Source organism: Mediterraneibacter torques (assembly GCF_044591705.1).
GTDB lineage: Bacteria > Bacillota > Clostridia > Lachnospirales > Lachnospiraceae > Mediterraneibacter > Mediterraneibacter torques.
In genome coordinates, this window is record NZ_CP172594.1 from 44,296 (window position 1) to 65,332 (window position 21,037).

Genomic DNA, 21,037 nt, shown 5'->3' on the forward strand with positions numbered 1-21,037 from the left:
TCTAATATTTGCCTCCGATTTAAAAATAAAGAGAATATGAAAAAATTAAATAGATTATAAAAATGCATCTTCAATGTTAATTGAGGGTGCATTTTTTTGACATTGCGAAATGCATATGATAAAATATTGAAAGATATAGTATGTAAAGAAACATAGAAGGAAAGACACTGCTCTGTACAAAACTATTTTTTAATGAGGTGAATGCGGTGGATAAATACGAATATAAATCAAAGACTGAACGGATGCTCGAACTTATGGAGAGCGGCGCGTACAGCAGAGCGGCGGCGATCGCAGATGAAATTGACTGGAGGCGCGTGCGCAATGCAGTGATGTTGTCAAACGTCAGTGAAATTTATGAAAAAACCGGAGAATATCAGAAGGGATATGACATTTTGACGCTTGCATATCAGCGGGCGGAAGGAAGCCGTAAGATTATCAGCCGTCTGTGCGGATTGGCTCTTAAGACGGGAAATGTCGATGAGGCGATCGATTTTTACGATGAGTTTATGCAGATCGCGCCGAAAGACCCGAATCAGTACATTTTAAGATATAAGATTCTCCGCGCGCAGAGGGCGCCGATCGAGCAGCAGATCGAAGCTCTTGAAGAATATAAGAAATCCGAATATATTGAAGAGTGGGCATATGAACTGGCGAAGCTGTATCAGGAAGCCGGTATGACATCAGAATGTCTGGAAGAGTGTGACGATTTGATTCTTTGGTTCAGCGAGGGGCAGTATGTCTATAAGGCGATGGAACTGAAGATGCAGTACAAACCACTGACTCCTTCCCAGCAGGAAAAGTACGATAAGCGTTATGCAAGGACGTCCGAGGAGACAGAGGAGATTCCTGATATTTTTTCTTATGCAGAGGCAGATGAATCCGAGCAGGAGGAAGAAGAAAACGGTTTGCCGGGAGCTGAACTTATGGCTGCCGACTCCGAAGTTGCCGATGCTGATTTCGCTGCCGAACAGCAGGTGAACGCACGAGTTCCGAAGGGAATGGAGGAACTTGTTCCGGACATGATGCCGGAAACGATCTCAGAAGGAGTAAGAGAGATCACTTTGCCGAACGACCCGGTGGAAGTAGATACGGAAGCGTGGGAAGCCGACGAGATCAAGGCGTTAGAAGCGGATTCACCGGCGGAGGATGCAGAGGATCATGTTGAACAGGACGAGCAGGTGCCGATAGATGCGGAAGATGCCGGGCAGACAGAAGACGCATATCTGCCGACGGATGTTTCCGAAGCAGAAGGAGTCGATGAGCCGGAGGAGCGCGTACCGGAAGGAATAAAAGGACCGGATGTGCTGGAGACAACCGCAGAGCCGGAAGAAGAAAGGCAGCCTGCTAAAAAGAAACTGGGAGATACGATGCCGTTAGACGTTGCATTGAGAAAACTTCTTCATCCGGAGTTGGAAGAATTGACGGCAGATGATTTCCAAGACGAGACAGCTCCGATGGATTTTAATTTTGAAGATGAAGAAGAGTCGGAATCTGATTTGACGGAAACGGGAGCGATGGACTTTGACTTTGAAGATGAAGAAGAGCCGGAGTTTGATTTAACGGAAACGGGAGCGATGGATTTCGACTTTGAGAATGAAGAAGAGCCGGAGTTTGACTTGACGGAAACGGGAGCGATGGACTTTGACTTTGAAGATGAAGGAGAGCCGGAGTTTGACTTGACGGAAACGGGAGCGATGGACTTTGATTTTGAAGACGAAGAAGAGTCGGAGTTCGATTTGACGGAAACAGGAGCGATGGATTTTGACTTTGAGGATGAAGAGGAGTCGGAATTCGGCAAAGAAAAGGATATGGGAAATACATCCCAGATCAAATTCCGTCCGGTAAGAAAAGATGAGATCGAGGATGAAGAAGATCTTGCGGATCTGGAGCAGGCGATCGGAGAGATTGAGTCGGTTGCAGATATAGACATGGTAAGTCGTTTGAAAGAGGAAAAACGCCGCGCCGCATTACAGGCAGAAGAAGAGGAGAAAGCGGAAGAAGCCGCAAGAGCAGAAAAGGCGGCACAAGCAGAAGAAGCCGCAAGAGCGGAAGAGGCGGCACAAGCAGAAGAAGCCGCACAAGCGGAGGAGGCAGCGCAAGCGGAAGCGGCCGCTGAAATAAAAGAGGACGATCAGATTACAGGTCAGATCAGTTTGGAAGATATCCTTTCGGGATTTGAAGAAAATGCAGGAGAGGATGAGCCGGTTGAAGAGGGGACGGATGCAGAAGGAGCATCCGAATCGGAACAAGAAGAAGTTATAGATTCAGCAGGGGATACAGCAAAAGGGGATACTATGGAGACGAATAAGAAAACAACACCGATTTTACCGCCGGATATTCAACGTATGATTGATGAAATTGAGGGAATTATCCCGCCGGAAGAAGAAAAGAAAGAACCTACAGGAGTATATCTTAAGAGAAAAGAAGAACCAAGCGAAAACATGGGTCAGGTTGCGGAGGATCTTAGAATCGACGATGATTTTGATGATGACTTTGACGAAGATTTCGACGAGGAGTTCGAGGAAGATTTGGATGACGATTACTTTGAAGAAGACTACTATGAGGAAGCAGACGAAGTGATCGAAGAGCCGGAAGAAGATTACTATGAAGAATCAGAGGAAGTGATCGAAGAACCGGAGGAAGATTACTACGAAGAAGCAGACGAAGTGATCGAAGAGCCGGAAGAAGATTACTATGAAGAATCAGAAGAAGTGATCGAAGAACCGGAGGAAGATTACTATGAAGAATCAGAGGAAGTGATCGAAGAACCGGAAGAAGATTACTATGAAGAGTCAGAAGAAGTGATCGAAGAGCCGGAAGAAGATTACTATGAAGAGTCAGAAGAAGTGATTGAAGAACCGGAAGAAGATTACTACGAAGAAGCGGATGAAGTGATCGAAGAGGCGGAAGGAAACGCAGATGACGAGTATTTCTTCGGGGAAGATGACGCGGAAGAGATTCAGGACATTGAGGATGAGTTCACAGTAAATCCTGATTATTCGGGAGAGGATGACGACAGAGAGATTCCTGATGATGACGAGCCGATCGACATTATGTCGGCGACGACACCGCTTAGCCGTAAAGAGACTGCGAAGCTGATTGCGACAGGTAAGACTGCGCCGCTTCCGCTCGATGAGATCTCGGATGCATTGTCAATGGATACCGGTTTTGTCGTACATGGAAGATATGACCTTGAGATGCAAAGCGGTATCGGAACGAGAGCCGGACTTACAGAGGAACAGAAGAAACTGTTTTCTTACTTTGTTCCGGTGCGCGGAATGAGCGAACAGCTTGTCGATGTGCTTGAGCAGGATAAGAACTGTACGAACAGAAAAGGGACTTCGAGAACGGGCAACTTGCTTATCATTGGAAATAAAGGCAACGGAAAAACGGTTCTTGCCGTTGACGTCGTGAAAGCGATCCAGAAGCAAAGAGACATCCGTCAGGGCAAGGTCGCGATCGTGACAGGAGATTCTCTGAATAAGAAGAAGATCAGCGATATTGTCGAAAAACTTTACGGCGGCGCTCTGATCATTGAGAAAGCGTCCAAAATGAATGAAAAGACAGTTGCGCGTCTTAATAAAGCGATGGAGCAGGATACAGGCGAGATGCTGATCGTCTTGGAAGAGCAGAGAAAGCCGCTTGACAGACTGTTGTCATCGAACAGAGAATTCAGGAAAAAATTCACATCAAGACTGGAAGTGCCGATTTTCATCAACGATGAGCTTGTTACGTTCGGTCAGACGTATGCGAAAGAAAACGGATATCACATTGACGAGATGGGAATTCTTGCGCTGTATAGTAAAATTGATTCTCTGCAGAGGGAAGATCATTTTGTGACGGTTGCGGAAGTGAAAGAAGTTATGGATGACGCGATCCGTCATTCTCAGAAGGCGTCCGCGAAGAAATTGATGCGGAAAGTTTTTGGAAGAAATACAGACGAGTCAGACCGTATTATTCTTTCTGAAAAAGATTTTAATATATAAAGAAGCACGATAATAGACTATAATTTAAAATGTGTGCATAAATAGACAAAATACAAGAGAAACGGGCGGGAAAGAGCTGTCTGTTTCTCTTTATTTTTTGGACGGAATCAAGTATAATGAAACTATCACGGAAGCGGGCAGAAACGCTTCGATATTTTATTATGAGGAAACGGCGAGGTGGGCTTTTATGGCAAGGAGAAAAGGTGCGGGCAGAAACGCGGCAAAAAGTGCAGGCAAAGGCATCGTGAATCATGCAGCCGGCGGTATGGCGGGCAGTGCGGTGAAAAAGGCGTCAGGCGGCGCAAGCCGGAACAGGGCGAACAGTCCGGCGAAAAACACTGCGGCGGATGCGGCAAGTATGAAAGCGAATGAACATGCCTATGAGATAGGAGAATTGGATCATTACCTGTTTGGTCAGGGAAACCATTACGAGATCTATAAAAAATTAGGCGCACATAAAGTAGTGAACGACAAAACGGAGGGCGTTTATTTCGCGGTATGGGCGCCGAATGCGAAGAATGTGTCTGTAGTCGGGGAATTTAATGACTGGAATTTGGAAAGAGACAGAATGGAGCGTCAGGAGCCTCTAGGTATTTATGTGAAGTTTGTACCGGAAGCGAAAGAAGGACAGCTTTATAAGTTCTGTATTGAGACGCAGAAAGGCGAGCTTCTTTATAAGGCGGATCCGTTTGCAAATTATGCGGAGCTTCGTCCGGGAACGGCGTCTCGTATTACGGATCTTTCCCGTATAAGATGGACGGATGACGCATGGATGAAAGCGCGGAAGACATGGAATCATAAGAAGAATCCGATGTCGATCTATGAAGTTCATATGGGTTCGTGGATGCGTCACCCGGGAAGGGAAGATGAAGGATTCTACACATACAGAGAGTTCGCCAAGGCGATCGTAAAATATGTAAAAGAGATGGGATACACTCATGTAGAACTGATGGGCATTGCAGAGCATCCGTTTGACGGTTCGTGGGGATATCAGGTTACGGGATATTATGCGCCGACTTCAAGATACGGAAGTCCTGAAGATTTTGCATATCTGGTTGACCTTCTGCATAAAAACAATATAGGAGTGATTCTTGACTGGGTTCCGGCGCATTTTCCGAAAGATGCTCACGGGCTTGCTGATTTTGACGGAACTCCGACATTCGAGTATGCAGATCCCAGACTCGGAGAACATCCGGATTGGGGAACGAAAGTATTTGATTACGGAAAAGCGGAAGTGCGCAACTTCCTGATTGCAAACGCATTATTCTGGATCGAACATTTCCATGTGGACGGGCTCCGTGTGGATGCTGTTGCGTCGATGCTCTATCTTGATTACGGAAAACAGGACGGACAGTGGGTCGCGAACAAATACGGAGGCAACGAGAATCTTGAGGCGATCGATTTCTTTAAACATTTGAATTCGGTTGTTCTGGGACGGAACAAAGGCGCTGTGATGATCGCGGAAGAATCGACGGCATGGCCGAAGGTGACAGGATCGCCCGAAGACGACGGCCTTGGTTTCAGCCTGAAATGGAATATGGGATGGATGCACGATTTTACGGAGTACATGAAACTTGATCCGTATTTCCGTAAAAATGCACATCATATGATGACGTTTGCGATGCAGTATGCATACAGTGAAAATTATATTCTTGTGTTGTCGCATGACGAAGTTGTTCATCTGAAGTGTTCGATGATCAATAAAATGCCGGGACTTGGGTTCGATAAATTTGCCAACCTAAAAGCAGGCTATGCGTTTATGATGGGCCATCCGGGAAAGAAACTTCTGTTCATGGGTCAGGAATTTGCACAGCTTAGAGAATGGAGCGAAAAGAGAGAGATCGATTGGTTCCTGCTCGCCGAACCTGAGCACAGAGATATTCAGAACTGGTATCGGGATCTGCTTCATTTGTATAAAAACAATAAAGCTCTTTATGAAATGGACAATGATCCGGCGGGATTTGAGTGGATCAATGCGGATGATATTTTCAGAAGTATTTACAGCTTTGTAAGACATTCCAAGAATAAAGAAAAGAATTTGCTTTTCGTCTGCAACTTTACTCCTGTGGAAAGAGAAGATTACAGAGTCGGCGTTCCGACGAGGAAAACGCTGAAGCTTGTTTTGAACAGTGATGAGGAAAAGTACGGAGGAAAAGGGGAAAAACGTCCGCTTACTTACAAACCGGTGAAAAAGGAATGCGACGGTCAGGCGTATTCGATCGCATACCCGCTTCCGGCCTATGGTGTGGCAGTGTTTGAGTATTAAGATGTCAGGCAGCTTCTGACTTGAAACCGGAACCCCATTGGATTTAACCGGTGGGCGGTTCACTATTATATAAAAGGTAAAAAATGCAGAGCAAACTGCCGCAAAGTAGATGGGGGATTTTTTGAAATAGCCTGTCTGTTTTGCGGCGGTTTTGTTTTTACCGGCAAAGTGAGGAGGAACAGCAGATGAAAAATTATTCGGAAGATCCGAACAGACAGTATCATATACAAACTGCAAAAGGGGAAATCGGGAAGTACGTCATTATGCCCGGAGATCCGAAAAGATGTGTGAAGATCGCGCAATATTTAGATAACCCGGTGTTGATTGCAGATAACAGAGAGTATGTGACATATACAGGAACGCTCGATCAAGTGAAGGTAAGCGTTACATCTACGGGAATAGGAGGACCGTCGGCAGCTATTGCAATGGAAGAACTTTGTAGGTGCGGTGCGGATACGTTTATCAGGATCGGAACTTGCGGCGGAATGCAGACAGATGTGAAAAGCGGAGATATCGTTGTGTCAACAGGGGCAATCAGGATGGAAGGAACGAGCAGGGAGTATGCGCCGATCGAATTTCCGGCAGTGCCCGATCTGACAGTGACGAATGCGCTTGTGAAAGCTGTTAAATCAAAAGGATATCCGTTCCATACGGGAGTTGTACAGTGCAAAGATTCGTTTTACGGTCAGCATGAACCGGAGAGAAAGCCGGTAGGCTACGATCTGCTTCATAAGTGGGAGGCGTGGAAACAACTCGGCTGTCTTGCCTCGGAAATGGAATCGGCGGCTCTGTTTGTTGTGGCGAGCAGCCTTGGGGTGCGGGTCGGCTCGTGTTTTCTTGTGATCGCGAATCAGGAACGTGAGAAAGCAGGACTTGAGAACCCGGTAGTGCACGATACGGACATGGCGATCCGGGTGGCAGTGGACGCGATCCGCAGATTGATTTCCGAAGAACGGAAAAAAGAGTAGAATGCATATAAAGAAAATGACAACGAGAAGAAAAGAGCGGGAGAAAAGAAAAACGGAAAAATGAATGGGGGAGATAAGCGGGAAAAATAAATGAAAGAAAATAAACGCGAGAAAAGAAATGAGGGGAAAAAGCGGGAAAAATAAGTGAAAGAAAATAAATGCGGAAAATAAAGAGAGGAAATAAACGGTCAAATGAAGGATATGAATGAAAAAGAAATTTTACGGCATGTGGATCACACATTGCTGTCGCAGGAAGCTGTGTGGGATGAGATTCGTCAGGTATGTGATGATGCGGTGAAATATGATACGGCGTCAGTCTGTATTCCTCCAAGTTATGTGAAGCAAGCGGCGGAATATGTAGGCGGAAGAGTTCCGATTTGTACTGTGATCGGTTTTCCGAACGGTTACGAGACGACTGCCGTAAAGGAATTTGAGACAAAAGATGCGATCGCAAACGGAGCGGATGAGATCGATATGGTTATCAATATCGGATGGCTGAAAGACAGAAAATACGATCAGATCGAAGAAGAAATCCGCATTCTGAAAAATGCGTGCGGCAGTAAAGTTCTTAAAGTGATCATAGAAACATGTCTTTTGACAGATGAAGAAAAAGTGAAAATGTGTGAGATCGTCACTCGTTCGGGAGCGGATTATATTAAAACGTCCACAGGTTTTTCAAAAGCAGGCGCGACTTTTGACGATATCAGCCTGTTTGCGGATCATGTCGGCGGTAACGTGAAGATGAAAGCGGCGGGCGGCATTTCCTCGATGGAAGACGCGGAAAAGTTTCTGGAGCTTGGGGCAGACAGACTCGGAACGAGCCGCATTGTAAAAATCGTGAAAACGGAAGAAGAAAACCCGGCGGAAGGAACTTGTGAAATGGAATTATCGCAGGGAATGATCGCAAAGTTAATTGAGACAGCGACTGCACAACTGGCGTATTCATACAGTCCCTACTCGGGATTTAAAGTAGGCGCAGCTCTTTTGGCTGAAAGCGGCAGGATCTATACCGGATGCAATATAGAAAATTCTGCATTTTCACCGACAAATTGTGCGGAGAGAACTGCGTTTTTTAAGGCGGTGAGCGAAGGAGAAAGGAAGTTTCGCGCAATTTGCATCATCGGTGGAAAAGATATTTCAGAAACAGTATGTACGCCTCCTTGCGGAGTGTGCCGTCAGGTTATGGCAGAATTTTGCGATCCGAAGAAGTTCAAGGTGATATTGGCATCAGGCAGGGAAAAGTATAGAATCCTTCGGTTGGAAGAACTTTTGCCGTTTGGGTTTGGGTCGGAGTATCTGTAGGAACGATTGACAAGAAAAAGAAAACATGACATAATAAATTAACCAAAAGGTTAATGTGAGGGTGATGTATTGAGTGGAAATAACATATGCGAATGGAAAAGTTGAAAAATACTTTAAAGATTATAAAAAGATGCAAAAGAAACTGCCTTTTGAGTGGGTGAAAACAATAAAAAAGCATATGGACAGACTAAAAGCGGCGGAATGTTTTGGAGATTTTTTGAAATTGAGATTAGGAAAGCCTGAACAGTTAGAAGGATGCGAAAGTATTCGATATTCGTTGCATGTAGCGGCAAATGTAAGATTGATTATCGAGCCGAATGCCGAACAGGATACGGTTATGATTTGTACGGAAATAGAAGTGGAAGGAGTGAGTGATTATCATGGCAGCAAAGAAAATTGGTATATCCCGTGATTTAATAATTCACCCGGGAGAAACGATTGCAGACGTCTTGGAAGAACGTGGAATCACACAGAGTGAACTGGCGTCGAGTGCAGGCGTTTCTCCGGCTTACGTAAGCAATGTTATTGCCGGAAAGAAAGGGATATCTGCAAACTTTGCCAGAGGATTAGAGTATGCAATCGGAGTACCAAAGTCTTTTTGGCTGAATCTTCAGGCGAACTATGAGGCGGAACTTTTGGAAGCAAATGAATTACAGACGATTACGGAAGAAGAGCGTATCGTGAGGGAAGACTTAAAAGAAATTGTGAAATACTTTAGAGAAAGAGGCATGATGCCTAGTCGTGAAAATAAAGATGATTCGATACTTTCTCTTCGTAAAATTCTGCAGATTAGTAATTTGGTAAATTTAAATGAAATAATTCCCGGGGGAGCATTTCGGATGTCCGGAAACTTATCGGTAAATAGAAATGTGTTGGGGGCATGGATTCGTTTGTGTCAAATTTTGGAGAATAATCAAAATGTTTCAACAAAGTTTGAAGTAGAGCATATAAACGAATTGATAGGTAAAATAAAAAATGTTATGTGTCAGAAGAATGTGGATTTTCAAAATCATTTGAAAACTGTATTGGGAGAATATGGCATAGATTTTTCTGTTGTGAAAAATTTTAGAGGAGCGCCTGTGCAAGGGTATATTTTTCGGCGGAGCGATGGGGTGTATCAAATGGTTTTGACGATAAGGGGAGCGTTTGCGGATATTTTTTGGTTTTCTTTATTTCATGAACTGGGACATATTGTAAATGGAGATATAGGTAAAAGTATTAAATTTATAGATGACGGGAGTGATGTGGATAAGGAGACGGCAGCAGATCTTTTTGCGAGAGATAGACTTTTGTCACCGGAGAGTTATGCAAGTTTTATCCAAAAAGGAGACTTTACATTTGAAGCAATCTGTAGTTATGCACGGACTCAGAATGTGATGCCTTACATTGTTATCGGAAGACTTCAAAAGGAGAAATATCTGGATTATCATCAGTATAGTAATTACAAATTGCGGTATAAATGGGGAGACTGTTCATAAGAATAAAGTGGATACAGTATTGATTTATTGGGAATAAGGGCAAGATATAAGAGTGTTGTACAGGGAGATGGGATAATGGAAATGTATAAAAGAATATTTGTAATCGTTCTTGATTCTCTCGGGATCGGGGCGATGCCGGATGCGGCTCGGTTCGCAGATGAAGGCGCGGATACGTTCGGACATATTTTGGAGAAAACAAAAACTTTGAATATTCCGAATCTTCGCAGGCTTGGGTTTCTGAACTTAAAGTGCGGCGGAGATATGAAAGGCGTCGAGTCTCCCGAGGGGCGCTTCATGCGGATGCGGGAAGCGAGCAACGGAAAAGATACGATGACCGGACACTGGGAGATGATGGGGATTAAAACGGAAAAGCCGTTTCGGACTTTTACGGAACATGGATTTCCGGCAGAATTGATCAAGGAGCTGGAGAAACAGTGTGGGAAAAAGGTGATCGGAAATAAAAGCGCGAGCGGTACTGAGATTATAGAAGAGCTGGGCGAGGAAGAGATTCGTACAGGATCTATGATCGTGTATACGTCGGCGGATTCGGTTATGCAGATCTGCGGAAATGAAGAGACTTTCGATCTGGAAGAACTGTATCGGTGCTGTGAGACTGCAAGGCGGATCACGATGAAAGATGAATGGCGCGTAGGAAGGGTGATCGCAAGACCGTATATCGGAATGAAAAAAGGTGAGTTTAAAAGGACGAGCAATCGGAGAGACTACGCGTTGAAGCCGCCGGCGCCCACTGTTTTAAATGCTCTGAAAGATGCGGGGAATGATGTGATCGGCGTGGGAAAGATTCATGACATTTTCTGCGGGGAAGGGATTACGAAAACATATCATTCGGAAAGTTCCGTTCATGGGATGGAACAGACGATCGATGTGTGCAAAGAGGAATTTACGGGACTGTGTTTTGTAAACCTTGTTGATTTTGACGCATTATGGGGGCATCGGAGAAATGTAGAAGGGTATGGCAAAGAGATCGAAAAGTTTGATGAGAAACTCGGCGTTTTGCTGGAATGTCTTTCGCAGGATGATCTATTGATCCTGACCGCAGATCACGGGAATGATCCGACATACAAGGGAACGGATCATACGAGAGAGTATGTTCCTTTCCTTGCATACAGCAAAAGAATGCAGGCGGGAGGTCCGCTTCCGGAAGCAGAGACGTTTGCGGTGATAGGGGCGACTGTAGCAGAGAACTTCGGAGTAGATATGCCGAAAGGAACGATAGGATATTCTGTTTTAAGCAGGCTGCAGCAGTAGTAAACCGTGAAAATGTAAAAAAATCAAAGCGGAAGTAGGATGAAAAACTGTAAAAATGTAAAAAACCGGACAGTTAAAGCTGTGAAAACTTATAGAAATATGAAAAGTTAAAAAGCCGGAAGTCGGAAAAAATGTAAAAAATGAAAAGCCGATGAGAATACAGGATAAAAATATAGGAAAATATAGAGAGAAAAGTGAAAATTAAGGATTGTCGGAAAACTTAATTTATTGTATAATATTCGATTGAGAAAATGAAATGAGAACATGGGACAATACAGGAGGAAGAAAGATGGCAAAAAGAAATGATATCCACAAGGTACTTATCATCGGCTCCGGCCCGATCATTATCGGACAGGCTTGTGAATTCGATTATTCCGGAACACAGGCTTGTAAAGCATTGAGAAATTTAGGATACGAGATTGTATTGGTGAATTCAAACCCGGCGACAATCATGACGGATCCGGAGATTGCTGACGTTACTTATATTGAACCTTTGAATGTTGACAGAATAGAACAAATCATAAAAAAAGAAAGACCTGATGCATTACTGCCGAATCTCGGTGGACAGTCCGGTCTTAATTTATGCTCAGAACTGGCGCAGGCGGGCGTTTTGGAGAAATATAACGTAGAAGTTATCGGCGTACAGGTCGATGCGATCGAGCGAGGAGAAGACAGAATCGAATTTAAGCACACGATGGATCAGCTCGGTATAGAGATGGCTCGAAGCGAGGTTGCATATTCTGTAGACGAGGCTCTTGCGATTGCGGAGAAGCTTGGATATCCGGTAGTTCTTCGTCCTGCTTATACGATGGGCGGCGCAGGCGGCGGTCTTGTATATAATGTAGATGAATTGAAAACAGTATGCGCCAGAGGTCTTCAGGCAAGTCTTGTAGGTCAGGTTCTTGTAGAAGAATCTATCTTGGGATGGGAAGAGCTGGAACTTGAAGTTGTCCGCGACGCAGAGGGCAATATGATCACTGTATGCTTTATCGAAAATATCGATCCGCTCGGCGTTCATACAGGAGATTCTTTCTGCTCCGCTCCGATGCTTACGATCTCAGAAGAAGTTCAGCAGCGTCTGCAGGAAAAATCTCATAAAGTAGTAGATTCTGTTAAGGTGATCGGCGGCTGTAACGTACAGTGGGCGCATGATCCGAAGACAGACAGAGATATCATTATCGAGATCAACCCGAGAACGTCTCGTTCTTCGGCGCTTGCATCGAAAGCGACAGGATTCCCGATCGCGCTTGTATCCGCAATGCTTGCGACAGGCATGACGCTGAAAGATATTCCGTGCGGAAAGTACGGTACATTGGATAAATACGTTCCTGACGGAGATTATGTTGTGATCAAGTTCGCGCGCTGGGCATTTGAGAAATTCAAAGGTGTGGAAGACAAGCTTGGAACACAGATGCGTGCGGTAGGCGAAGTAATGAGCATCGGTAAGAACTTCAAAGAAGCGTTCCAGAAAGCGATTCGTTCTTTGGAGACAGGAAGATACGGACTCGGTCATGCGAAAGATTTTGACGGAAAAACAAAAGAAGAGCTTCTCAAGAGTTTGCGGTATGCGACAAGCGAGCGTTACTTTGTTATCTACGAAGCGCTGAGAAAAGGAGCTTCTGTAGAAGAGATCCATGAACTGACAAAAGTAAAACACTATTTCCTTGAGCAGATGAAAGAGCTGGTGGAAGAGGAAGAGGCTCTGCTTGCGTTTAAGGGAGGTTTGCCGGAAGACAATGCTCTTATCGCGGCGAAAAAAGACGGATTCTCTGATAAATATTTAAGCCAGATTCTTGAAGTGGATGAGGATGAGATCCGCAATAAGAGAATCAGCCTCGGCGTTGAGGAAACGTGGGAAGGCGTTCATGTAAGCGGAACGCAGGACAGAGCATATTACTATTCGACATATAACGGAACGGACAAAAACCCGATCAGTGAAGAGAAACCGAAGATCATGATCTTAGGCGGGGGACCGAACCGTATCGGACAGGGAATCGAGTTTGACTATTGCTGTGTACATGCGTCTCTTGCTTTGAAAAAGCTTGGTTTCGAGACGATCATTGTCAACTGTAACCCTGAAACGGTATCTACAGACTATGACACATCTGATAAACTGTATTTTGAGCCGCTTACACTGGAAGACGTACTGAGCATTTATAAGAAGGAAAAACCGGTCGGAGTGATCGCGCAGTTCGGAGGACAGACTCCGCTGAACCTTGCGGCAGATCTGGAAAGAAACGGCGTGAAAATCTTAGGTACGGCTCCGTCTGTTATCGATCTGGCGGAAGACCGCGATCTGTTCCGTGAAATGATGGATAAGCTTGAGATTCCGATGCCTGAGTCGGGAATGGCTGTTACGGTGGACGATGCTCTTGAAATTGCCGAGAAGATCGGTTATCCGGTTATGGTGCGTCCGTCTTATGTACTTGGCGGCCGTGGCATGGAAGTTGTATATGATGCGGAAAGCATGGTAGGATATATGAAAGCAGCAGTCGGTGTGACACCTGACCGTCCGATTTTGATCGACCGTTTCCTCGGACATGCAACAGAATGTGAAGCAGACGCGATCAGCGACGGCACACATGCGTTTGTTCCGGCGGTTATGGAACATATCGAGCTTGCGGGAGTACATTCCGGAGATTCGGCATGTATTATTCCTTCTAAAAATATTTCGGAAGAAAATGTAAAGACGATCAAAGAATATACGAGAAAAATCGCAGAAGAGATGCATGTGAAAGGTCTTATGAACATGCAGTATGCGATCGAAAACGGAAAAGTGTACGTATTGGAGGCGAACCCTCGTGCGTCAAGAACAGTGCCGCTTGTATCGAAAGTATGTAATATCCGCATGGTTCCGCTTGCCATCGACATTGTGACAAGTGAACTGACAGGAAGACCTTCACCGGTTCCGGCGTTAAAAGAGCAGAACATTCCGTACTACGGAGTAAAAGAAGCGGTATTCCCGTTCAATATGTTCCCGGAAGTAGACCCGCTGCTCGGACCGGAGATGAGATCGACCGGAGAAGTGCTCGGATTGTCCAAATCTTTCGGCGAAGCATTTTATAAGGCTCAGGAAGCAACACAGACAAAGCTTCCGCTTGAAGGTACGGTGCTGATCTCTGTAAGCAATCGTGATAAGCCGGAAGTTGTGGAAGTTGCGGCTGATTTTGCAAAAGCGGGATTCAAGATCATTGCGTCAGACCATACTTGCAGCCTGCTTAAAGAGAACGGAATCGAAGCAGAGAAGATCAATAAGCTTCAGGAAGGCCGTCCGAATATGCTTGATGTGATCACGAACGGAAAAGTTGACATGATCGTGAATACACCGTCAGGAAAAGAAAGTAAGAATGACGACAGCTATTTGAGAAAAGCTGCGATCAAAAAGAAAGTTCCGTATATGACGACAATGGCTGCTGCGAAAGCTGCCGCAAACGGAATTCTTGCAGTGAAGAAACATGGAAGCAAAGAAGTGAAATCACTTCAGGAAATTCACGGAGAAATTACGGACAAAGAATAGTATGATTCATTAATATAAGACAGGTTTTATGAAGATGCCGGCCGCATTTGCGGTTAGGCATCTTTTGTATAAAATGAAAGATATTTTCCTTTGGCAAATCAATCAGATGGTGTATATGTGAAAAAAATCAATAAAAATAAAGCTAAAATAGCCATATTATACAAAAAGCATAGATAAAAAGAAAAAAATACAAAAGAAGTGATAAAAAGTGTAAATATTATTGGGGGGGGGGGTAATGCTATCATTTATAAGATGATGGGAGTAATGTGGTGAGCACATTCGTACATTACATTTTAAAAAGAAGGAGAGAAGTTTATGAAAAAGAGAATGTTCCATAAGGGAATGGCTGCGGTTCTCGCGGTATCGCTGACAACCGGCGGGGCTCTTCCGTTTATGGCTCAGACGGTTCATGCAGAAGACACTGCGGCAGAGCAGGGGCAGACGCCTGAGAAAAAGAGCGGTACTGTAACTCTTGAGAAGAAGAACGATGGTACGTATGTCTTCGGAAACGAATATCTGAAAAGAACGTTCAGTTTGAGCGCAGACAAAGTATTGTCAACAAAAGAGATTACAAACTATCGTACCGGAACTCCGACTGTGTTCACACCGCAGGCGGGCAGTGAAGAGTTTATAATCAACACGCTTGACAATAATTCCGAAGGGGAAGACAGCGGATTCGTAGCGCCTAAGAAAAAGTTGGAGACGACAGGTTGGAAGGCAACGGCGGACAGCGTTGCAGAGAATGAAGCGCCGAATGGCGGAGCAGACAAGATGTTCGACGGTGATAATAATACATATTATCATTCTAAATATGGGGATGGCGTGGATGCAGCGGTGAAAGAGTATCCGCATAATATTTATGTCGATTTTGGTTCGCAGAAGTCGTTCCAGTCTCTTCGCTATCAGCAGAGAGTGGATCAAAATGGAACTCCCACAGTGAGCGGGCATGTGAAAGGTTATAAGATTTATACCGGGGATAGCATCGATGCTCTGAAAACAACAGACGGTGCAAAACTGGTTGGTCAAGGTTCTTTTGAAAATAAAAAAGAAACATATGTGAACTTGGACGAAAAAGTGACAGCGCAGTATGTTCGTATTGAGTTTGTTGATTGTTATGAACCGTCAGCTGCAAATGTAAGCAAAGACGTAGCCTGCTGTTCGGAATTTGACTTTTTTGAAGATACAGCGACGTTCCCTGTAGTGGATAACGCGACACAGCTTAAGACGAGCGAAATGAAAGTGCAGGGCGAACCTCAACTGACAGAAAAGGACGGAGTGAAAACGCTGACGTTTACGTTTGAGCCGAAGAGAGTAAGAGGTGTAGATTACACGATCAAAGAAGTGATCACGATGAAAGACGGAGATTCTTTCATGAGAAAACACCTCGATATTTCTGTTGGGGAAGGGCAGGCAGAAAAAGCGAAGATCGATTATATCGATCTGGAAAATATGAACATCGCACAGACTGATCTGAAACAGAATGAATACTGGACGATCAGTGACACTATGGCGGACAATCCTGACATGGGCGGAATGAAAGGCGATTATCTGGAGCTTGGACAGCCGTACTATGTAGGTGCGATGTACTGGGGATGTGAGTTCCCGGAGACAGAGAACAAAATTAAAGGTTCTAATTCCTTTATCCGTTACTACTATGGAAAATCATTGAAATCCGATGATAAGTTTGAGTATAACGAAGGAAACGAAAACGGAAAGATGACGACGTGGGACGCTGTCGTAGGAGCTGCCCGAAGCAGAGATTACAGCGTGACACAGAGCGATTTCTATGAATATATCGAGACGATCGCAATAGATACGGAGTTCCGTCAGCAGTACAACTCATGGTACGACAACATGAAGGAGATCACGGACGAGATTATTCAGAAGAGTTTCTTCGAGATTGAGAAAGGATTCACACAGTACGGGATAGCTCCTCTTGATTCTTATGTTGTAGACGATGGATGGACGAATTACAGCTCCTTCTGGGATTTTAATAATAAGTTTCCGAATGAGCTTTACAACTCCAGTCTGCAGGTGAATCAGCTTGCGTCCAACTTCGGACTGTGGCTTGGACCAAGAGGCGGATATGGAACAGAAAGAACGATTGCGAATTGGATTGCAAGTAATGGTTTGGGTTCTGTAAATAATCAATCGGGTGGAGATATTAATATTTCTGATGCGAGATATCTGACGAAATTGAATAAAGATGTTTTCTGCGAGTATCAGGATAAGTTTGATATCAACTACTGGAAACTGGATGGAATGCTCTTAAATCCATCGACAGAGCAGTCCGAATATTATGTGACAGGTAATCCGCTTTATACGATTTCAGAGACATACGAGAGATGGACGGATATTTTTGAAGATATGCGTGACAACAGAGCGGGAAAAGACCTTTGGCTTAATATGACTTCTTACACAAACCCGAGTCCGTGGCACGTTCAGTGGGTGAACAGCGTATGGATGCAGAATACGGGAGATACAGGTTATACGGATAGCTTTAATGCAACGGATGAAGAAGCGATGCTTACATACCGTGACAACGCTTATTATAACTTCTTAAATGAAAGAGAGTGGCAGCTTCCGAACAAATATTTTTATAACCATGACCCGGTTTACGGATTGACTGCAAACGATGCTTATCATAGACCGGATATCAAATATACAGATGATGAGATGAGAAATCACCTGTATATGCTCGGAACGAGAGGAACGGCATTCTGGGAGTATTATTATAGTTACTCCATGTTTGATGACAATAAATGGCAGATCAACGCGGAAGCGGCAAAATGGATCGAAGACAATTTCGACATTCTTCAGAAATCACAGATGTTCGGCGGAAAACCGAATGACGGAAATGTTTACGGATATTCCTGCTGGAACGGAAAAGAGGGAATTCTCTCGATCAGAAATCCGAAGAATGAAGCACAAAGTTATAAAGTAACTTATGACAGACTGATCGGCGTCGGAGAAGATCTCGGAACTGTTTACGGAAAGGTTGTCGTAGGAGATCAGAGACACCAGACAGATGAACCGCTTACATATGGCAAGGAAGTGACATACACGCTTAATCCGAAGGAAGTTTTGATCCTGCAGTTTGGTGAGAAAGATGAAACTCCTGCGAAAATCCTTTCTGTAGAAGGAAACGGAAAAGAAGCAGAAGTTGAATTTGACGAGACGATCCGTACGCCGGAAGCGGGAATGTTTAAGGTAGACGGATACGAAGTGACAAAGGCAGAATTGAAAGCCGACAGACGTACAGTGAAACTGACTTTGGATAAGGAACTGAAAGATGCCCGGACAGTGAGCGTAAGTGTAGACGGCGTGAAAGATACTGTCGGAAATACTTCAAAAGTAAGCGCGCAGAATGATGCGTTTAAAGACGGCATCATAACAGGAGTGATCAGCGATGATCTGAAAGACGGAGCTGTATCGACAAAAGCGAAATACTCTGTCGACGGACACGGCGGATTTACTGTAACAGGTAAGATCAAGACAGATTCAAAAGACGTGGTACTTGCAGAGCAGAAAGGCGCTTATAAAGTCGGCATTGACGGCGAAGGATATCTGACGTTTGAGTTTAACAATATGAAGATCACATCGAAATATGATCAGAAGACGGTTGATAAAGCAAACGACAGCTACACAAGCGAGACGAAAGGAATTGCGGCTGACGGTAAAGAGCATCAATTCTCTGCTGTAAAAGAAATTAACGGAATGATCAAACTTTACCTTGACGGAAAAGTGGTTGCTTCAACATACAGCGAAGATAAAGCAAATCCGGAGATCGCAAAAGGCGAAACGATATTTGCGCAGGGTCTGACAAAAGACGAAGTTTCTTATATTACAGTTCTCGACAGATCGCTTGCATATGATGAAGTGAAAGATCTGATCGATACAGAAGATAATGTTGTTCTTGCAAAGAACAATCCGAAAGTAAAAGTTACCGCTTATGATGCAACTGTTAATACGGCAGTGGCAGAGAAACCGGACAGACCGTTTAGCATGGTAAACGACGGCGTGAAGAGTACGGCGAATTATCTGGAGCTGACAGATACGAGCGACAGCCAGAACCATTCCCGTTACGTGCAGTTCGATCTCGGAGACGAGTATGATCTGATGAAGATCCATATGACAAGATACTGGGATGGTTCAAGAAAATACGGACCGACAGTGATCCAGTTAAGTACAGACGAGAACTTTGCGGCAGACAAAACGACAACGGTATATAACTCCGATAAAGACAATGTACATAAACAGGGCGCGGGCAAAGATGAGTTTTATGTCGAGACGGCAGCAGGCAAAGAGATGTGGAACGCAGAAAACAGTGAACCTGTAACAGCTCGCTACATCCGTGTCTATGTAAACGGAAGAGAAAATAATCAGGGTACGTCTGATCATATCGTCGAGTTCGAGGCTTACGGTGCGAAAGACGGCGGAGCGATCATCCGTCCGGACAGACCGGAAGAGCCGGAGAAACCGGTACTTACAGGCGTGACAGCGTCAGTTGAAAAGGCAGAACTGAAAGTCGGCGAGACAACAAAGGCAACAGCAACGATCATGCCGGAAGGTGCAGAAGGCGTAGAGCTTGCATGGACGTCTTCCGATGATAAGATTGCAACAGTAGATAAGGACGGAAACGTTAAGGCGGTTGCAGAAGGAACGGCAACGCTGACTGTAACGGCGACACAGGGAAGCGGAGACGGCGCGGTAACAAAAACAGCTACTGTGGATGTAACGGTAATAAAAGACGGCGGAACAGATCCGGAACCGGAGAAACCGGTACTTACAGGCGTGAAAGCGTCAGTTGAAAAGGCAGAACTGAAAGTCGGCGAGACAACAAAGGCAACAGCAACGATCATGCCGGAAGGTGCAGAAGGCGTAGAGCTTGCATGGACTTCTTCCGATGACAAGATTGCGACAGTAGATAAGGACGGAAACGTTAAGGCGGTTGCAGAAGGAAAAGCAACGCTGACTGTGACAGCGACACAGGGAAGCGGAGACAGCGCGGTAACAAAAACAGCTACTGTGGATGTAACGGTAATAAAAGACGGCGGAACAGATCCGGAACCGGAGAAACCGGTGGTACTTACAGGCGTGAAAGCGTCAGTTAAGAAAGCAGATCTGAAAGTCGGCGAGACAACAAAGGCAACAGCGAAGATCACACCGGAAAAGGCAGAAAATGTAACATTTGCATGGGCTTCTTCCGATAAAAAAGTTGCAACGGTAGATGCTGACGGCAATGTAAAGGCAGTCGGCAAAGGAACAGCGAAGCTGACAGTGACAGCGACACAGGGAAGCGGAGCGGATGCAGTGAAAGTAACTGACACTGTGAAAGTAACGGTTACAAAAGACGGCGGTCAGACACCGCAGGAGGATGGAAAGACACCTCCGAAGACAGGAGACGAAACAGCGCCGTTCTTCCCGTTTGTACTTGCACTTGCGGCAGGCGCAGTGGTCATGATCACGAGAAAAAAGAACGGATAAACAAAGATACGCAGAAAAGATCAAAATAAAAAATTGATACTTAAAAAGGATTGTCGTGTGAGCGGCGATCCTTTTCTGCATTATCGGATATTCCGGTTTCTGATCGCGCAGAACCTTCAGGGAGGACGTCTGCGCCGCAGCAGGCAAGTTTACAGCTTTACGGCGTGTGGAAAGGAAACGTATATAAAAATGTTAGAATGGAAAAAACGGTTCGCTTTGTGATAAAATGATAGAAGAAAACAACTTCGGATCATTGAAATGGGAAAACGCAGAAGGAATATAATGAAAAGTATTATGAGGAAATGCTGTCGGTCGTTCGGGAATACAAGGATTACAGCGTGCTTGGGCATATGGATCTGATCGCCCGTTATGATGAAAAGGGCGTCTATCCGTTTGAAAAGATCAAACCGATCGTCGAAGAGATTTTGCAAGTTGTCATAGCGGATGGGAAAGGTCTGGAAGTGAATACATCGTCATATCGGTACGGCCTTTCTGACACGACGCCTTCTGTGGAAATTTTAAAACGGTACAGAGAGCTTGGCGGAAAGATCGTCACAATAGGGAGCGACAGTCATAAACCGGAACACTTGGGCGCTTATATAGAAGAAACGAAGGAAATGCTGAGAAAAGCAGGTTATACGCAGTTTTGTACTTATGAAAGAATGTCTCCGGTTTTTCATGATCTATAACAACGTTTTTGCTATATAAACTGCAAAGAAAGCGGAGAGAAAAGAGATAATTGTGCAGTATAAACAAAATAAAGA

General features: G+C 44.7%; 11 protein-coding genes and 1 pseudogene. All 12 read left to right on the forward strand.

Annotation, left to right across the window (positions count from 1 at the left end; genetic code table 11):
• Window positions 1–206 precede the first annotated feature (206 nt).
• The 12 genes and pseudogenes from ACH9UM_RS00170 to ACH9UM_RS00225 all read left to right on the forward strand — a co-directional run bounded on the left by ACH9UM_RS00170 (window position 207) and on the right by ACH9UM_RS00225 (window position 20,962).
• Window positions 207–3,986, forward strand: coding sequence for a hypothetical protein (locus ACH9UM_RS00170; RefSeq protein ID WP_009320683.1), 3,780 nt, complete (start codon window positions 207–209; stop codon window positions 3,984–3,986).
• A 187-nt stretch (window positions 3,987–4,173) separates the two neighbouring features.
• Window positions 4,174–6,252 carry a 1,4-alpha-glucan branching protein GlgB gene (gene glgB, locus ACH9UM_RS00175; RefSeq protein WP_004846002.1) on the forward strand — a complete coding sequence of 693 codons (2,079 nt, stop codon included), beginning with the start codon at window positions 4,174–4,176 and terminating at the stop codon, window positions 6,250–6,252.
• A gap of 185 nt (window positions 6,253–6,437) precedes the next feature.
• Window positions 6,438–7,220 (forward strand): uridine phosphorylase, encoded by a 783-nt coding sequence (udp, locus tag ACH9UM_RS00180; protein ID WP_004846003.1) that lies wholly within the window; start codon window positions 6,438–6,440, stop codon window positions 7,218–7,220.
• A gap of 201 nt (window positions 7,221–7,421) precedes the next feature.
• Window positions 7,422–8,072: pseudogene (gene deoC / locus ACH9UM_RS00185) on the forward strand (deoxyribose-phosphate aldolase); the annotation flags it as partial.
• A 45-nt stretch (window positions 8,073–8,117) separates the two neighbouring features.
• Complete coding sequence (gene cdd / locus ACH9UM_RS00190; protein ID WP_227071237.1) at window positions 8,118–8,522, forward strand: cytidine deaminase; 405 nt, start codon at window positions 8,118–8,120, stop codon at window positions 8,520–8,522.
• Window positions 8,523–8,595: 73 nt separating this feature from the next.
• Entirely contained in the window at window positions 8,596–8,934 is a 339-nt protein-coding gene (locus tag ACH9UM_RS00195) for a hypothetical protein (RefSeq protein ID WP_009242520.1), read from the forward strand.
• Window positions 8,903–10,000 carry a HigA family addiction module antitoxin gene (locus ACH9UM_RS00200; RefSeq protein ID WP_004846006.1) on the forward strand — a complete coding sequence of 366 codons (1,098 nt, stop codon included), beginning with the start codon at window positions 8,903–8,905 and terminating at the stop codon, window positions 9,998–10,000. The genes ACH9UM_RS00195 and ACH9UM_RS00200 overlap by 32 nt, the downstream gene beginning before the upstream one ends.
• Window positions 10,001–10,075: 75 nt before the next feature.
• On the forward strand, window positions 10,076–11,269 hold the full coding sequence (locus ACH9UM_RS00205; protein ID WP_004846007.1) for a phosphopentomutase: 1,194 nt from the start codon (window positions 10,076–10,078) through the stop codon (window positions 11,267–11,269).
• Window positions 11,270–11,558: 289 nt separating this feature from the next.
• Window positions 11,559–14,786: a carbamoyl-phosphate synthase large subunit gene (carB, locus tag ACH9UM_RS00210; RefSeq protein ID WP_009320682.1), complete on the forward strand. Its 3,228-nt coding sequence runs from the start codon at window positions 11,559–11,561 to the stop codon at window positions 14,784–14,786.
• Between the two features lie 315 nt (window positions 14,787–15,101).
• Entirely contained in the window at window positions 15,102–20,273 is a 5,172-nt protein-coding gene (locus ACH9UM_RS00215; RefSeq protein WP_009320681.1) for an Ig-like domain-containing protein, read from the forward strand.
• A 57-nt stretch (window positions 20,274–20,330) separates the two neighbouring features.
• Window positions 20,331–20,495, forward strand: coding sequence for a hypothetical protein (locus tag ACH9UM_RS00220; RefSeq protein WP_155234417.1), 165 nt, complete (start codon window positions 20,331–20,333; stop codon window positions 20,493–20,495).
• Window positions 20,496–20,575: 80 nt separating this feature from the next.
• The gene (locus tag ACH9UM_RS00225; protein WP_009242516.1) at window positions 20,576–20,962 is read left to right on the forward strand and encodes a hippurate hydrolase; all 387 of its coding nucleotides are present in this window, start codon (window positions 20,576–20,578) and stop codon (window positions 20,960–20,962) included.
• Window positions 20,963–21,037 lie beyond the last annotated feature (75 nt).